Origin of the sequence: Marinarcus sediminis (SeqCode) (genome assembly GCF_048571275.1) — a bacterium.
In the GTDB taxonomy this organism is placed as follows: Bacteria; Campylobacterota; Campylobacteria; order Campylobacterales; family Arcobacteraceae; genus Marinarcus; species Marinarcus sediminis.
This window is the reverse complement of sequence record NZ_CP182357.1, coordinates 1,617,794-1,635,000: the sequence shown is the minus strand read 5'-3', so window position 1 is coordinate 1,635,000 and position 17,207 is coordinate 1,617,794. Positions and strand designations below refer to the sequence as shown.

At 36.0% G+C, this 17,207-nt stretch carries 16 protein-coding genes and 2 rRNA genes (1 of these 18 cut by a window edge); all 18 read right to left on the bottom strand.

Annotated features, from left to right (window positions below; genetic code table 11):
- Positions 1 to 2,203 (bottom strand): 23S ribosomal RNA (locus ACNI3C_RS08225) (it extends 710 nt beyond the left edge of the window).
- Between the two features lie 326 nt (positions 2,204 to 2,529).
- A 16S ribosomal RNA gene (locus ACNI3C_RS08220) occupies positions 2,530 to 4,046 on the bottom strand.
- Together the 16S and 23S rRNA genes form the textbook arrangement of a ribosomal RNA operon.
- Positions 4,047 to 4,387: 341 nt before the next feature.
- A complete protein-coding gene (locus ACNI3C_RS08215; RefSeq protein WP_419769336.1) occupies positions 4,388 to 5,083 on the bottom strand; it encodes a 5'-methylthioadenosine/adenosylhomocysteine nucleosidase in 696 nt (231 codons plus the stop codon).
- Positions 5,076 to 6,008, bottom strand: a complete 933-nt coding sequence (gene fabD / locus ACNI3C_RS08210) for an ACP S-malonyltransferase (RefSeq protein ID WP_419769335.1) — start codon at positions 6,006 to 6,008, stop codon at positions 5,076 to 5,078. The genes ACNI3C_RS08215 and fabD overlap by 8 nt, the downstream gene beginning before the upstream one ends.
- 139 nt (positions 6,009 to 6,147) lie before the next feature.
- The gene (locus tag ACNI3C_RS08205; protein ID WP_419769334.1) at positions 6,148 to 6,729 is read right to left on the bottom strand and encodes an FKBP-type peptidyl-prolyl cis-trans isomerase; all 582 of its coding nucleotides are present in this window, start codon (positions 6,727 to 6,729) and stop codon (positions 6,148 to 6,150) included.
- Between the two features lie 16 nt (positions 6,730 to 6,745).
- Positions 6,746 to 7,624, bottom strand: coding sequence for a tetratricopeptide repeat protein (locus tag ACNI3C_RS08200; protein ID WP_419769333.1), 879 nt, complete (start codon positions 7,622 to 7,624; stop codon positions 6,746 to 6,748).
- 82 nt (positions 7,625 to 7,706) lie between these two features.
- Positions 7,707 to 8,249: an OmpA family protein gene (locus ACNI3C_RS08195; protein ID WP_419769332.1), complete on the bottom strand. Its 543-nt coding sequence runs from the start codon at positions 8,247 to 8,249 to the stop codon at positions 7,707 to 7,709.
- A 151-nt stretch (positions 8,250 to 8,400) separates the two neighbouring features.
- Complete coding sequence (gene tolB, locus ACNI3C_RS08190; protein WP_419769331.1) at positions 8,401 to 9,681, bottom strand: Tol-Pal system protein TolB; 1,281 nt, start codon at positions 9,679 to 9,681, stop codon at positions 8,401 to 8,403.
- Position 9,682: 1 nt separating this feature from the next.
- Positions 9,683 to 10,426, bottom strand: coding sequence for an energy transducer TonB (locus tag ACNI3C_RS08185; protein WP_419769330.1), 744 nt, complete (start codon positions 10,424 to 10,426; stop codon positions 9,683 to 9,685).
- 3 nt (positions 10,427 to 10,429) lie between these two features.
- On the bottom strand, positions 10,430 to 10,819 hold the full coding sequence (locus ACNI3C_RS08180; RefSeq protein ID WP_419769329.1) for a biopolymer transporter ExbD: 390 nt from the start codon (positions 10,817 to 10,819) through the stop codon (positions 10,430 to 10,432).
- A 7-nt stretch (positions 10,820 to 10,826) separates the two neighbouring features.
- Positions 10,827 to 11,396 (bottom strand): MotA/TolQ/ExbB proton channel family protein, encoded by a 570-nt coding sequence (locus ACNI3C_RS08175; RefSeq protein WP_419769328.1) that lies wholly within the window; start codon positions 11,394 to 11,396, stop codon positions 10,827 to 10,829.
- 9 nt (positions 11,397 to 11,405) lie between these two features.
- A complete protein-coding gene (gene atpC / locus ACNI3C_RS08170) occupies positions 11,406 to 11,783 on the bottom strand; it encodes an ATP synthase F1 subunit epsilon (RefSeq protein ID WP_419769327.1) in 378 nt (125 codons plus the stop codon).
- A 15-nt stretch (positions 11,784 to 11,798) separates the two neighbouring features.
- A complete protein-coding gene (atpD, locus tag ACNI3C_RS08165; protein ID WP_419769326.1) occupies positions 11,799 to 13,196 on the bottom strand; it encodes a F0F1 ATP synthase subunit beta in 1,398 nt (465 codons plus the stop codon).
- A gap of 18 nt (positions 13,197 to 13,214) precedes the next feature.
- Positions 13,215 to 14,102, bottom strand: coding sequence for an ATP synthase F1 subunit gamma (atpG, locus tag ACNI3C_RS08160; protein WP_419769325.1), 888 nt, complete (start codon positions 14,100 to 14,102; stop codon positions 13,215 to 13,217).
- Positions 14,103 to 14,111: 9 nt separating this feature from the next.
- Positions 14,112 to 15,629, bottom strand: a complete 1,518-nt coding sequence (atpA, locus tag ACNI3C_RS08155) for a F0F1 ATP synthase subunit alpha (RefSeq protein ID WP_419769324.1) — start codon at positions 15,627 to 15,629, stop codon at positions 14,112 to 14,114.
- Between the two features lie 21 nt (positions 15,630 to 15,650).
- A complete protein-coding gene (locus ACNI3C_RS08150) occupies positions 15,651 to 16,181 on the bottom strand; it encodes a F0F1 ATP synthase subunit delta (RefSeq protein WP_419769323.1) in 531 nt (176 codons plus the stop codon).
- The gene (locus ACNI3C_RS08145) at positions 16,181 to 16,690 is read right to left on the bottom strand and encodes a F0F1 ATP synthase subunit B family protein (RefSeq protein WP_419769322.1); all 510 of its coding nucleotides are present in this window, start codon (positions 16,688 to 16,690) and stop codon (positions 16,181 to 16,183) included. Before ACNI3C_RS08145 ends, ACNI3C_RS08150 begins: the two co-directional genes overlap by 1 nt.
- 15 nt (positions 16,691 to 16,705) lie before the next feature.
- Positions 16,706 to 17,128 carry a F0F1 ATP synthase subunit B family protein gene (locus ACNI3C_RS08140; RefSeq protein ID WP_419769321.1) on the bottom strand — a complete coding sequence of 141 codons (423 nt, stop codon included), beginning with the start codon at positions 17,126 to 17,128 and terminating at the stop codon, positions 16,706 to 16,708.
- Positions 17,129 to 17,207: the final 79 nt, after the last annotated feature.

The window sequence follows — 17,207 nt, the reverse complement described above, 5'->3', positions numbered from 1 at the left end:
GTGGTATCTCAAGGATGGCTCATACTCTACTTGCGTCTAGTAATCAAAGCCTCCCACCTATCCTGCACATGAATATCCAAGCTACAGTGTCAAGCTGTAGTAAAGGTGCACGGGGTCTTTCCGTCTTTCCGCGGGTAGGAGGAATTTTCACCTCCACTACAATTTCACTGGATCCCTGGTTGAGACAGCTCCCATCTCGTTACGCCATTCATGCAGGTCGGTATTTAACCGACAAGGAATTTCGCTACCTTAGGACCGTTATAGTTACGGCCGCCGTTTACTCGGGCTTCAATCAAATGCTTCGCTTACGCTGACATCATCAGTTAACCTTCGAGCACCGGGCAGGCGTCACACCTTATACATCCTCTTACGAGTTAGCAAAGTGCTGTGTTTTTGGTAAACAGTCGGGAGGGACTCTTTGTTGCAACCTCTATCGCTTTTTGGAGCAAGTCCATATACAATAGTAGGCACACCTTATACCGAAGATACGGTGCTAGTTTGCAGAGTTCCTTAACCAGGGTTCTTCCACGCGCCTTAGAATACTCATCCCACCTACCTGTGTCGGTTTACGGTACGGGCAACAATTAATATACTTAGTGGCTTTTCTTGGCACGACAGTATCATCGATTCCAAATGCTCCCCGAAAGGATTATTCGGCCTGTAAGATCTCGGTCTAACGATACCCGGATTTGCCTAAGTATCAACCTACATCCTTCGAGCCACTATTCCATCAGTGACCTCGACTAACTCTATGCGTCCCCACATCGCGCTTAATTGTTGGTATTGAAATATTAATCAATTTGCCATCGTCTACCCCTTTCGGACTCGACTTAGGACCCGACTAACCCTACGATGACGAGCATCGCGTAGGAAACCTTGGGTTTTCGGCGTTAAGGATTCTCACCTTAATTATCGCTACTCATGCCTGCATGCTCACTTCTATCCGCTCCAGCACTCCTTGTCGGTATACCTTCAACGCTGAATAGAACGCTCTCCTACCACTTGGATAAATCCAAGTCTAAAGCTTCGGTGCATATCTTAGCCCCGTTATATTTTCCGCGCAGAATCACTAGACCAGTGAGCTGTTACGCTTTCTTTAAAGGATGGCTGCTTCTAAGCCAACCTCCTGGTTGTCACAGTAACTCCACATCGTTTTCCACTTAGATATGACTTTGGGACCTTAGCTGTTAGTCTGGGTTGTTCCCCTCTCGACGATGGATTTTATCACCCACCGCCTGACTGCTGTGATTACACATATGGTATTCGGAGTTTGACAGGGTTTGGTACCGCGGTAAGCAGCCCTAGCCCAATCAGTGCTCTACCCCCATATGTTACGACACAACGCTATACCTAAATATATTTCGGAGAGAACCAGCTATCACGAAGTTTGATTGGCCTTTCACCCCTATCCACAGGTCATCCGGGGGCTTTTCAACGCCCATCGGTTCGGTCCTCCACTGGCTCTTACACCAGCTTCAACCTGCCCATGGATAGATCACTTCGTTTCGGGTCTGCAGCATCTGACTAATTCGCCCTATTAAGACTCGCTTTCGCTACGGCTTCGTACTTGACTTAACCTTGCCAGACACCACAACTCGCAGGCTCATTATGCAAAAGGCAGTCCGTCACCCTGATAAATCATAGGGCTCCGAATGATTGTAAGCTAATGGTTTCAGGTTCTATTTCACTCTCCTCGCTGGAGTACTTTTCACCTTTCCCTCACGGTACTTGTTCACTATCGATCTGTAAGTAGTATTTAGGGTTGGAGGGTGGTCCCCCCAGATTCAGACAAAATATCACGTGTTCCGTCCTACTCAGGATACCAATAGAGCTCTTGAGAATTTTGATTACAGGAGTATCACCTTCTATGCTTAAGCTTTCCAACTTACTCATCTATTCTCTTAAGTCTCACATCTTGGTCCTACAACCCCCAATGCAAGCATTGGGTTTGCCCTAATCCCATTTCGCTCGCCGCTACTTTGGGAATCTCTTTTGATTTCTCTTCCTCTGGCTACTGAGATGTTTCACTTCGCCAGGTTCGCCCCCCGCAGGGTAATACAGCTCTCACCATATTGGGTTGCCCCATTCGGAAATCCCCGGATCAAAGCTCTTTGGCAGCTCCCCGAGGCTTATCGCAGCCTAATACGTCCTTCATCGCCTCTTACAGTCTAGGCATCCACCATTAGCCCTTAATAGCTTATTTGATAATAAAGTAATTAAATTACTTCACCTTTTTTGAATAATTATTCCTTGGCTACTATCTTATTAAATACATTACATATTTAATAAAAAAGTTGTGTTTTTTTTCTTTCTTATACAAACAGAATTTCTTCTACTCATATGGAAAAATTAAAGACTTTTAACATTATGTTTTTAAATAACTTTTGATCCTTTTACAAACCAAATATAAATCTTACCCTCTTGTAAAACTTATATTTGGTCTCTACAATCCATGGCTTCTATAATCTTTATAAACCGAACATATACTTATTTGTGCTTAAGTCAAACAAATGACTTAAGTCTTCTCTGAAAGGAGGTGATCCAACCGCAGGTTCTCCTACGGTTACCTTGTTACGACTTCACCCCAGTCGCTAAATCCACTGTGGAAGGTAGCTACTTTAGCATCCCCGCTTCGAATGAATTCAACTCCCATGGTGTGACGGGCGGTGAGTACAAGACCCGGGAACGTATTCACCGTAGCATTGCTGATCTACGATTACTAGCGATTCCAACTTCATGTAGTCGAGTTGCAGACTACAATCCGAACTGGGAGGCATTTTTGAGATTTGCTCCACGTCACCGTATTGCAGCTCTTTGTGTACCCCATTGTAGCACGTGTGTAGCCCTGGCCGTAAGGGCCATGATGACTTGACGTCGTCCTCACCTTCCTCCTACTTGCGTAGGCAGTCTGATTAGAGTTCTCAGCCGAACTGTTAGCAACTAATCACGAGGGTTGCGCTCGTTGCGGGACTTAACCCAACATCTCACGACACGAGCTGACGACAGCCGTGCAGCACCTGTATGTAGGTTCTAGCAAGCTAGCACCAATCCATCTCTGGAAAGTTCCTACTATGTCAAGGCCAGGTAAGGTTCTTCGCGTATCGTCGAATTAAACCACATGCTCCACCGCTTGTGCGGGTCCCCGTCTATTCCTTTGAGTTTTAATCTTGCGACCGTACTCCCCAGGCGGCACACTTAATGTGTTAACTGCATTACTGCCATGTCTAGCATGGCAACAACTAGTGTGCATCGTTTAGGGCGTGGACTACCAGGGTATCTAATCCTGTTTGCTCCCCACGCTTTCGCGTCTCAGCGTCAATAATGTTCCAGTAGATCGCCTTCGCAATCGGTATTCCTTCTGATCTCTACGGATTTTACCCCTACACCAGAAATTCCATCTACCTCTCCCATATTCTAGGTTAACAGTTTTCAAAGCAGTTCAATGGTTGAGCCATTGGATTTCACTTCAAACTTATTAACCCGCCTACACGCTCTTTACGCCCAGTGATTCCGAGTAACGCTTGCACCCTCCGTATTACCGCGGCTGCTGGCACGGAGTTAGCCGGTGCTTATTCATATAGTACCGTCATTATCTTCCTATATAAAAGGAGTTTACGCACCGAAATGTGTCATCCTCCACGCGGCGTTGCTGCATCAGACTTTCGTCCATTGTGCAATATTCCCCACTGCTGCCTCCCGTAGGAGTCTGGACCGTGTCTCAGTTCCAGTGTGACTGATCATCCTCTCAAACCAGTTAGGTGTCATTGTCTTGGTGAGCCATTACCTCACCAACTAACTGATACCGTACAGGCCGATCCTAGAGCTATAAATATTTCCCTTGCTCACTTTTGTGATAAAGGCATATAGAGTCTTAGCAATCGTTTCCAACTGTTATCCTCTTCTCTAGGGCACGTTACCTATATATTACTCACCCGTGCGCCACTTAGCTGACAATTTAAGCAAGCTTAAATCCGTTCTCGTTCGACTTGCATGTGTTAAGCACGCCGCCAGCGTTCACTCTGAGCCAGGATCAAACTCTCCATAAATTATGTTCGTTTGAAACTGACATTTTTGTATTTTATTACAAAATTATCACTCATTGTTTAGACGAAGAATTCTTCTATTCTTCTTTTTGTTTTAAGTATATATTCGGTTTACAAAGATTATATCTTCTCTAACCATTTATTTTAAAGAACTTAATCCCTTCAGAACTTATCTCCAGTTCCTCTGAAATTGGACGGGAATTATAGACAATTTTTTACCCTTTGTCAAGCCCCTCCTCTTAACTTTTACTTAAATTTGTAAAGTTTTATTACTTTTCATTCGATTTAGCGTTTTTGTATAATAAATGAGTAAGTATACTGTTTCCAGTATACTTATTTTTGAGTTATTTTTGGAGTTTTTTAATGATTTCGATTAAATAATTGGCAGAGTTTTTTGCAGATGATTTCAAAAATTCATCAAAATCAAATCCAGCATCCATATCTGCAGTATCTGAAATGGCTCTTAAAATAAAACAAGGTACGTTTAATGCATCACATACAACAGCAACACTTGCACCCTCCATTTCTAAGGCATCTGCTTTAAAAGTATTTTCTATGAACTCTTTTCGCTCATTTGAGTGTACGAATTGATCACCCGTCGCAATGATTCCTTCAATCACTTTTAAATTTTTCTCTTTTGCCACCTCTTTTGCAATGGCATTTAACGCTTTTGACGTTTCAACAAAAACAGCACCACCAGGAACATATCCATGAGGATGTCCAAAAGCAGTAATATCTAAATCGTGTTGACACAATTGATTTGCAATAATTAAATCCCCAATTTTAAGTTCTGGATTAATTCCACCAGCAACACCAGAAAATAACAAAGTATCGCAGCCAAATTTTTCAATCAATGTTGAAGCCGTTAAACTGGCAAAGACTTTTCCAATTTTAGAGTAAGCAATCACAATATCTAAACCGTTGTAAGATACTTCATAATACTTATTTTTTGCAAATTCTGTTACTTTTATATCACTGAAATATTCTAAAAGAGGTTCAATCTCCTCTTCCATTGCTCCCATTACGGCTAATTTAGTCATTTAACGCCACCAATGTACTTTCCAAAGAAGCCATATCACTTACATTAAGTGTAGGCACTTTTGTGATTTTTCTGTTTAAACCTTTTAAAACAATCCCATTCCCAAATTCAATGAGCATATCAACATTGGCACTGTTTGCTTCGATTGAGTGTTTATACTTAACCGGTGAAATCAATTGTTTACACAATAAATCAACTGCTTCTTCTTTTGTATTATAAGCTGTGGCTGTTACATTTGAAATCACAGATGTTGTAAATGTATCTTGAACATACTCATCTAAATAAGGTCTTAAATTTTCAACTGCTGGTTTTAACAACTCACAGTGACTTGCGACAGACATATCTAAAACAATTGCTCTTTTAGCACCGGCTTCTTTAAAAGTATCAACCAAACTCTCTAAATCGGCTTTTAATCCTGCAAGTACAAGTTGTCCATCCATATTATAATTTGCTGGCCAAACTTTTTTACCTTTTGATTGTTGTTCTTCACATACTTTTTCCACGGTTGCATCATCCATTCCTACCAATGCCATCATTCCTGCACCACCACCAGCACACGCATCAGTCATAAATTGACCTCTTTTATGTACTAACTCTATTGCATCTAAATAATCAATTGCACCACTTGCAACCAAGGCAGAAAATTCACCTAAAGAGTGCCCTAATACAAACTCAGGTTTGATATCACATTTCTCTTTGAATATTGCCATTGCAATTGAACTGACAAGTAAAATTGCAGGTTGTGTAAACTCAGTTTTTGAAAGATTTTCATTTTCAGTAAATAACAACTCCTCAAAATTGATTCCCAGTCTTTGGCTTGCTTTACTGATCATCTCTTTTGCAACAGCGCTGTTTTCAAAAAAATCTTTACCCATTCCCACTGATTGACTTCCTTGTCCTGGAAATATAAATGCAATTTTTTTCATTAAATTCATACCTTATAATTGATTTTTTAGTTTTAAAATTAAAACTATTTATAAAAAACAGGTTTGTTTCTTATAAATAGTTTTGCCCAAAAGCAAAAGCTCTTGGGCAAAATATATCTTTTTTACGAGTGTAAAAGAATCAGTGGCTGCAACCACAACCACCATGTGAGTGACCATGCTTTTCAGGAGCTTTTTCCTCACTGCTGCAACAACCACCTTCAGATGAACCGTGGTCATGACCACCACCACAACATCCACCAGAAGCCATTCCACCAACAACTCCTGTTTGAATCTCTTCTTCTGTTGCGTCTCTTAAAGAAACAATTGCAACTGAGAACATCAATGTTTTACCTGCCATTGGGTGATTATAATCAATTGTAACTTCAGCGTCATCAAATGATTTAACAGTAACTTGTACCGTTTCACCTTGTTCACCAGTACCATATAAAACCATACCTTCACTTAATTCAATACCAGCAAATTGCTCTTTTGGTAATGTTTGAACAGCTTCTTCATTGTACTCACCATACGCTTCAGCAGGTTCTACTAAAACATCTGCTTCTTCATTTAAAGCCATTGCAACCAATTTACTCTCTAAACCTGGAATGATTTGACCTTTTCCACTTACGAATTCTAACGGTGCTTGACCTACGTTAGCATCTAATTGTTCACCACTGTTTGCATCTTTTAAAGAATACTCTATTCCTATTACTTTTGACATATTATATGTTCTCCTATCATTTTATATTAATTAAATTTTTATTTGCAGTACGCGCTTCTGGCGAATTGGGATAGACATTAATCAAAGTGCTATAAAAACTCGCAGCATTGTTTAAATCATTCACTTTTTCAAAAGAAATTGCACTGTGCAATAAAAGCTTCGGCATATATGAAGCTTTATCATATAACATTGCAGATTGTTTAAAATTTACTATTGCATCATTATATTGTTTTCGATAATACCATATTTCACCTAAATAAAAATTTGATTCAGCAGGTTTATAGTTTTTTGTAATCAAACTTTCAAAAATGGGAATGGCATTTGTAAAGTAATCTTTTTTGAAATACTCTTTGGCTTTATCCAAGAGTTCAGCATTCGATAACTTTTTATCTTCATCACTTAAATCGGTTTTATTCTCTGTTTCTTGAGGGTTAATATTTAACACTTTATTTCTGAACGTTTCAAACTCTTTGAGTGTCACAAATTGTGCCATATTTGATTTTAATTCTTTATCTGAAACATATTGGGCATTAATTGTATTGACCAATGTTGTTAACTTCTCTATTGCTAATTTTAAGTTGTCTAAATTGGTTTTATTTGTTTTTGTATTCTCTTCTTGAATGGTTAAAATTTGATTGGTAACATTTTTTATATTTGCAATATCATGATCATGTAATTCATCTTTTTTAAGCAATTCATTGATACGTAAAACAGCACCATTTAATTTTTTACTGTCACCTTCATAAATTGATTCAAGACCATCAATTCTTTCACTGATTGACTCTATTGTATTTTTTACATCTTTAACTTTTGTATCAATACTGTTCAGTTCTGTCTTGTTTTTTAAAATATGTTTTTCGGTAGAAGTAAGTCCATAAGGTTGTTTTGAGTCCAAATTACCAGCACCGAAGACTGAGATCTCATTTGAGAACGCTAAGGTGCTGAATAATAAAAAAGTAGTTATTTTCTTCATTTAATTACGGTAGAAGTCTGTGTTCAGCTCTTCTATTTTTTGTCCAACAAGCAGCATTTTTATCAGTACATACTGGATTACTTTCACCAAAACTGATTAACGAGATATTTGCAGAATCAATACCATCCGCGACTAAAGCATCTTTAACTGCTTTTGCTCTTTTTAAACCTAATGCGTAGTTATACTCATCAGTTCCCCACTCATCGCAGTTACCTTCAACTTTAATTTTTCCAGCATACGCAGATAATTTAGTTGCATTTGATTTTGTAATTTCTCTCATTGATGGAGATAAATCGAACTTATCGAATGCAAAATATACAGATTCTAAAAATACTTTTTTACCATCAATCATTGCATAAATACCATTTGATGCACTGTCCATAGATTCACTGTTCATCATCTCTTGATTTGCAGCACCATTACCCTCTACTTTATCCAGCGTAGAGTCTGAATTTTTTGCATTAGCATCCATTTCAACATTTTTTTGACTACAACCTGTAAGTAAAATTGCAGCAATTAAAAACGAGTATATCCCAAGTTTTTTCATATATATCTCCTTTTGAGTTTAAAAAATTCTACACTATTATACCTTAAGTACCCTTTACGTAGGAACTATTTCAATTACAAAATGTAACCAAACTTAAACTAAATCTTCGTGTTAATGCAATAATAACCCATTTGATTTTTTAATGCCCTTTTTACCAATCAATTGATTGCAGTTTTCCACTTTTTAGAGGAAACAAAAATGACTTATTGTAATTAAGCCTTACAATTCCAAGAGAACTCTTATTTTCATATGTTTTTATAAATAATATCGACTCTCCGTCACTTGAAAATTTAGGAAATTGATTTCTTCCAGTCGTTGTTAATCTTCTTATAAAATCACTCTGTGTTGAAATCAAGTATAAGTTAAAGCTGTTTTTTGAAAATTCATTGTCCCCTTCTCTGCTGGAATAAACAATATAATTTTTAAAAGTTGTCGCAGCAGAGTTATTTCTACCATGATAAACCAATCTTTCAACCCCTCTTCCATCGATTTTTTTAGCAAAAATATTGGGATATTTTAATCGATCAGATACAAAAATAACTTTTGAATCGTTTTCAACAAAACTTCCACCAACATCAATTCCTTTATAGGTGGTCAATTTTGTTTTAATTCTTGTATTTGTATCATACATATAAATATCGGGTTGACCATCTGGTGACATGGTCAAGAGGATTTTAGAGCCATCAGAGCTGATATCAGAGCAGACAATCATTCCATCACTGCTTAAAAGTTCTTGTCGTTGTTTGGTATATAAATTGGCTTTAACAAGTGTGGGTTTATTTCTGTTGTATGTGGTGTAATAAAAGCTCTCTTGAGATTTATCTGCCCATTTTGGGAAAATATTCAATCCCCCTTTAATAATAACTTTTTGATATGAAAGCGTATAATCTGAAATAACTATTTCACTCTCTTTGGCATCAATATATCGTGAAAAAATCACAAATTTGTCCATCCAAGATATTTTAGGTGCTTTTAAATAATCGTTAATCGCAATGGCTGTTCTGTGTGACAAGAAAGGGTATCGTTCATCTTTTGAAGTAGAAAATGATTTATTAATCACCAAATTTCCACTGTTTGAATCAAACATTTTAACATAGAGCAATAATCCACCAAAACTGCTTTGTTCAATATTTAAATTCACAATCAAATCAATGTTTTTATTTTTTGCATCCAGCAGGTTGGGTTTGTCATTAAAATTGACATCATACACTTCTTGTTTTACATCAAAGTGACCACTGACTTGCAAATCTTGTGATAATATTTCTCTGATCTTGAGTAAAAATGCTTTTTGCGTGCTGTCTTTTGAAATCCCGACAGAAATGGTTGGTAAGTTTGTAGATTTTTTTATAATTTCCATGGTTGCATCAATTGCAAAAGCATGTGTCAATAGTGCCATATATATTAAAATATACAGAATAATACGTCTCTTCATTTTATCCCTTTGCTTTAAAAATTATCTCAATATCGGTTTTATTTCCCTTGTCATGGGTTGGATATGTGAGTGTTGTTTGTTCGTCTAAAAAAGCTTTTAATGACGCATCAAATGTTTCATCTCCTGAATCACTGATAAACGTATATTCAAACTTACCATCGCTGTAAATGGTAACCACTACCTTTGCAGATAGATTATCTACAATCGAAGATGGTTGCCATCTGCTTGAAATGATTTCATAAATTTTTGAATAATATGGGTCATTTTGATTTTTTGATTCACTGAAAGTTAATTTACTTGTTTTTAGCTTTACATTCTCTAAAAGTTTTGAAACAGAAACGCTTTCACTCTTTCTTTGTTTTTCAAATTTTGATTTAAATCGACTGGCAACAGCATTTTTTTCAACATTTAAAACATCTTCTTTATTTACATCATCAGAATTAACCGATACATTTGCAAAAAGTGATTTAACATTGGCTGTCTCTTTTATACTTTTTGATGTTGATTTTTTCACAATATCTTGAGCTAAATCACTGTTTTTGACATCAGATGGGGTCACTTGTTCTGCTGTTTTTTCTGTTTGATCGTTGGAGAGTATCTCTAATTCCAATACCGTCACTTTTGAAAATGCATCAAACTTTTTGACATTATGTGCTTGTAAATAGAGAAAAAAAAGCAAACAAACCAAAACATAAAAGCCACAGGCAATAAAACCTGAAAAATAAAAGTAATTTTTGTCTGTCATGGATTACCCATCAGTAATTAATGCCACTTTATAAAAACCAGCCTCTTTGACTGATTTTAATACATAAATAATGTCATCGTATAACAGTGTTTTATCTGCACGTATATGCACAGGTGTATCACGATTTTGATTTTTTGAAAATAACACAAAACTGTCGGGAAAGTTTTCAAACTTATATTGGCTTTTATTAACGGTAATAAGTCGATTTTTAGTGATATAAATATTTATTTTTTTATTTTGTTGTACTTGTTGTGTTTGACTTCCTTTAGGAAGATTGATGGGTTCTTCAAACTCCAATACAGGAGCAGTTACCATTAATATTGCCAATAATACCAGCATAATATCAACTAAAGGGGTAACATTTAATTCTGGCTTTTGATTAAAATCATACATTAATCAATTATCCTCGTGAAACTAAGATTTTAGACTGCGCCTTTAAAAAAGTATCAAATTCATATATTTTTCGTACGATTAATTGATGAAAAGTATACGCAAAAATTGCTACAAAAATTCCAGCTGCCGTTGCAACTAAAGCTTCAGAAATAGCAGGTGCAATAATCGAAAACCCTACTTTTGAATGAGATGAAAACTTTGCAAATGATTCTAAGATACCAACAACTGTTCCAAACAGACCAACAAAGGGTGAAGTAGAAGAGATAATTGACAACCAAGAAACACCACTGCTCGCCTCTCTGATCAATGAAATTTCACACGCACTTAAAATTTCAGAAGAGTGATTTGTTGTTTTAGATGTGCATTTACTTAAACTTGAAAGTGGACTAATGGTTATCGTTTCCCTAGAAACCAATGCTTCTAATGCTCTTTTTTCACTGTCTACTAGTGAACTTAACGCCATGAACCGATATATAAAAATCCAAAATGTGAGAATGAGATAAAACGACAGCAATACCAGTACGGTAATCGTAACGGCACTACTGTTGTTTAAATAATTTAATATTAAATCTATCATTTACTAAAATTATGCGAATGAGTTGATTTTTGCTTCAACTGCAGCCAAAGATACATTTGCATCTTTAACAGAATTAACCAATTCTTTTGCAGCGTCAATGTTTTTAGCTGTTTCAGATCCAGGACCCTGAGTTAATGCTACAGCACCATCAGCTAGAACGTCTACTGAGCTTTCACTTACTTTAACATGTCCCCAGTTAATAGCTACTGCTTCAATAGAATTGTCTTTTTCAATAACGATTACACCAACTGTTAAAGAAGATACTAACGAGGCGTGCCCCGGTAGTACTCCAAACTCACCCTCTTTACCTGGAAGAGTTACAGTTTTTACACTATCATTAAAGATAGTACCATTTGGTGTAACGATTGATAATTTAATTGTATCCATGTTATGCCTTATGGTTTATGATTTCATACTTTCAGCTTTTGCAATAGCTTCGTCTATACCACCAACCATATAAAATGCCATTTCTGGAATATGGTCGTATTTACCGTCGATAATTCCTTTGAATCCAGCAATTGTATCCGCTAATTCAACATATTTACCAGGAGAACCTGTAAATACTTCTGCAACGAAGAATGGTTGAGATAAGAATTTTTCGATTTTTCTTGCTCTATTTACAATAAGTTTATCATTTTCAGATAACTCATCCATACCTAGAATTGCAATAATATCTTGTAAATCTTTATATTTTTGTAAAGTTGATTGAACACCTCTAGCAACTGAATAATGATCTTCACCTAAAATATCTGCACTCAAAATTCTTGAACTAGAATCCAATGGATCCACTGCTGGGTAAATACCTTTTTCAGCAATTTTTCTGTTAAGAACCGTAGTTGCATCTAAGTGAGCAAATACTGAAGCTGGAGCTGGATCTGTTAAGTCATCCGCTGGTACATATACCGCTTGAACAGAAGTAATAGAACCTTTAGAAGTTGACGTAATTCTCTCTTGTAATTTACCCATTTCTGAAGCAAGTGTTGGTTGATATCCAACCGCAGATGGAATTCTTCCTAAAAGTGCTGACATTTCAGAACCTGATTGTGCAAATCTAAAGATGTTATCAACGAACATAAGAACGTCAAGACCTTTTTCATCTCTAAAGTACTCAGCCATAGTAAGACCTGTCAAGGCAATTCTATTTCTTGCCCCTGGAGGCTCACTCATTTGACCATAGCACAGTGCAACTTTGTCAAGAACGTTTGAGTCTTTCATCTCATGATAAAGGTCATTCCCTTCTCTTGTTCTTTCACCTACTCCTGCAAATACAGAGTAACCAGAGTGTTTAAACGCAACGTTATGGATTAATTCCATAATAATAACCGTTTTACCAACACCAGCTCCACCGAATAGTCCAACTTTTCCACCTTTTGAATAAGGAGCAAGTAAATCAACTACCTTAATACCAGTTTCAAACATCTCTGTTTTAGTTGATTGTTCTTCAAATGTAGGAGCAGTTCTATGAATTGACCATCTTGGAGTATCAGCAGGAATTGCTTCACCCTCATCAACTGGATCACCAATAACATTGAAAATTCTTCCAAGAACAGCTTCACCAACTGGAACTTGAATTGGTCCACCAGTAGCTTTACACTCTTGACCTCTTTTGAGACCTTCTGTCATATCCATAGCAATAGTTCTAACTCTACTATCACCAATATGTGCAGCAACTTCTAATACTAATCTATCAGAGTTAGCATCTGTTAAAACAACTTCGATTGCTTCATTTATTTCTGGTAAGTATCCGTCGAACTCTACGTCAACGACAGGACCCATTACCTGAATAATTTTACCTTTCATACGGGCAGCTCCTTTATCTTATTTTAATGATTCAACACCACTGATAATCTCTATCAGCTCTGTTGTAATTGCAGCTTGTCTAGCTTTATTATATTCTATAGTTAAAGTTTGTACTCTCTCTTTTGCATTTTTAGTTGCAGCTTCCATCGCTTGCATTCTAGCTGAATGTTCAGCAGCTAAAGAGTCAATCAACGCGTAATACATATTGAAATCAATATATTTCCCCGTTAATTCATTTAAAACTTCTCCATCGTCATCTGGTTCAATATCTAGCATAGAAGTTTCATTTTCTGCTTCAGAAACGTTTTCTAAGCTTACTGGTAACAGATCTCTCACTCTGATTTCTTGCGAAAGCATGTTTAAAAATCCATTGTATACCAATATTACTTTATCAGTCAATCCATTGTTGAAATCTTTTACAACATCAGCAATAAAATCACAAGCTCTGTTGTAATCTGGTGCACTTGATAAATCACTGACTTTTTGAGATAACTCAAATTTTTGGAAAGTAAAGAAATCCACTCCCTTTCTTCCTGCAGCTCTTAATCTAACGGTTACACCTTTTGATTCATACTCAGCTTTTAACCGACTAACTGTTTTAATTGTTGCCATATTAAAACCACCGCAAAGTCCTTTGTCAGCAGTAACAAAAACAATATCAATTGTTTTTGGATTATTATTTGGAACAAATGCTCTACTCACATTTGCTTCATCTTGAACTTTGCTAACTCTATTTGCAATCTCAGAAAGTACATCATTAATTTTCCCAGCATAGCTTCTTGCCTGATCAGACAATTGTCTAGTACGAGTCAATTTCGCAGAAGATACAAGCTTCATCGCTTTTGTAGTCTTTTGCGTGTTTGATACACTTCCGATTTTTAATTTAATCTCTTTTAAGTTAGCCATTGCTAATCCTTAATTTGCACTAAAAACAGTTTTGAACTCTTCTAATGCAGATACTAACGCTGCTTCATCTTCATCATCTAATTTTTTCTTAGATTTAATGTTTTCTAGAATGTTAGAGTATTTTTGCTCAATAAATGCGTGTAATTCAGCTTCGAATTTAACAACATCTTTAACCGCAACGTCTTCTAAGTAACCTTTAGTACCAGCATAAATGATAACAATTTGTTTTTCAATTACAAGTGGTTTATTAACACCTTGTTTTAATACTTCAACCATTCTTTGACCTAATTCAAGCTCTTTTCTGGTTGACTCATCTAAATCTGATGCGAATTGTGCGAACGCTTCAAGCTCTCTAAATTGTGCAAGTGATAATTTTAATGTACCAGCTACTTGTTTAGTTGCTTTAATTTGTGCAGCACCACCAACTCTTGATACTGAAAGTCCTACGTTAATCGCAGGTCTGATACCAGAGTTAAACAAATTCGTTTCTAAGAAGATTTGACCATCTGTAATAGAAATAACATTTGTTGGAATATATGCAGCAACATCTCCTGCTTGTGTTTCAATAATTGGTAATGCAGTCATAGACCCAGCACCTCTTTCATCACACATTTTTGCAGCTCTTTCAAGTAATCTTGAGTGCAGATAAAAAACATCCCCTGGGTATGCTTCTCGACCTGGAGGTCTTCGTAAAATCAGTGACATCTCTCTGTAAGCAACTGCGTGTTTTGATAAATCATCATAAACGATTAACGCATGTTTACCGTTATCTCTGAAGTATTCACCAATAGTAACACCTGTATATGGTGCTAAGAATTGTAATGCAGATGAATCAGCAGCTGAAGCGTTAACAACAATTGTATAATCCATAGCACCAGACTCTTCTAATGTTCTAACAACAGAAGCAACTGAAGATGATTTTTGACCAATTGCAACATAAATACAAATTACATCTTCACCTTTTTGGTTAAGAATTGTATCAATAGCAACCGTAGTTTTACCTGTTTGTCTATCACCAATAATAAGCTCTCTTTGACCACGTCCTATTGGAACAAGGGCATCAATTGCTTTAATACCTGTTTGTAATGGTTCATGAACTGACTTTCTCGCCATGATTCCAGGAGCTTTCTCTTCAATCAATTTTCTTTCAGCTGATTCAATTGCACCTTTTCCATCGATTGGTTCACCAAGTGCATTAACAACTCGTCCAATCATTGCGTCACCAACAGGAGTATCTAAAAGTCTTCCTACTCTTTTACAAGAAGTACCTTCTCTTAAACCGTCACCTTTTCCAAGAACAACAACCCCTACTGAAGACTCTTCTAAGTTAGAAGCCATTCCTTTTTCACCGTTTTCGAACTCAACAAGTTCACCGGCCATAACATTTTTCAGACCGTAAACTTGTGCAATACCATCTGCGTAAGAGATAATTTTACCAGTTTCGTTAACATCTACATTTAATTCAAAGTTGTCAATTCTTTCTTTTATAATAGAACTGATTTCATCTGCTTGAATCTTTGCACTCATTCATTTTCTCCTTTATAAGTTCTAAACTGCTTTTAAAATATGATCAATCATTTGAGATTTTAATCTCTCTTTTGAAAAACTAATCTCAACACCAAGTCCATCAATATCAACTTTAATTCCATCATAATCACAAATATTTTGTTCAAGATTTAAATTAATATCAAATTTTTTACTGAATTTTTCAGTGATTGAGTCTACATAAGAAGCGTCTAGTGCTTTATTTGTATACACAACACCCGTATAACTGTTATTTAAAACAGAAATTTGACTTTTTAACTCTTCAGCAATAAAAGGGATAATATCCAATCTTTTATTTTCACCTAAAAGTTTTACAAGATTTTTTAAAGTATCGCTCATGTTATCTACTAAAGAGATAACAAAATCATTTTTAGCACTATTTTTTACTTCAGAAGAAGCAATAATAGAGATAAATTTTTCATCTGCATACGCAGAAGCAATTTGATTTAATTCATCATAAATAGCAGTTGCAGAATTTACATCTCTGCCATCTAATAATGCTTTAACGTATCTTTTAGCTATTAAATCAGTCATTATGCCACCTTCTTAAGTACAATATTTGCCAACTCATCTTGAGAAACACCAATATTTTCACTGCTTAATAGTTGTTCTAAAACAGTTTCAACAACTTCTTTTTTAGCTTTTCTTGTTTCAACTTTAATTTTTTCATCAAAGTTTTTCTTTAAATTTGCTATTTCATGATCCGTTGTTTGTACCGATTTTACTTTAATAGAATCTATTTCAGCAGTCGCACCTTCAACAATCTCAACAGCAAGTTTTTTTGCTTCTTCTAATTTAAGTGCCGCATTATCAACTTTAGCTTGTGATGCTTTTAAAGTATCTTGTACTTTATCAAGTTCAGATTGAATACCCAAACTTCTCTCAGCAAACATAGCTTTGATTTTATCAGCAAGCAAATACCATAAAATGGCAGCAAAAATAACAAAGTTAACGGTTCTTTGAATAATATCAGTCTCCGCACCTTCACTGGCAAATAATGCAATAGGAGCCAAAGCTAATGCGAATAATAAAATTTTTTTCACCTTTTTCTCCCTTCCTTATATCGAATTAAGCTTAGCTTTTAAGCTCTCATTGAACTGAGGCATAGAAGCGATTAATGAATCTTTTAAGGCTTTTGTTTCTGCTTGTAACTCTTTTGTAAAATCAGCATATTTTAGTTCAATATCTGATTTTGCCGTTACAAGTTTTGCATCAGCAATCTCTTTAGCTTCATTATAAGCTTTTTCTCTAATTGCAGCAGCCTCTTTTTTGGCTTTCGCAATAACATCATTTGCTTCAGCCAGCATCCCCTCTACGTCTGCACTGTTTGACTTTGCATTCTCTAAATCTTTTTTTATAGAGTCAGCTCTGTCATCCATGTGTTTTAACAAAGGTTTAAATAGACAACTGTTTAGTCTGGCAAGTACAAGTATAAAGATAATACCAGAGCTAAGCAATAATATAGGACTTATGTCTAACATTCATTCCTCCATATTTTTTACAGTTTAGTTTGACTAAAACTGCACCATTTTAACAAAAGATAGTATAATAGAAGTTTAA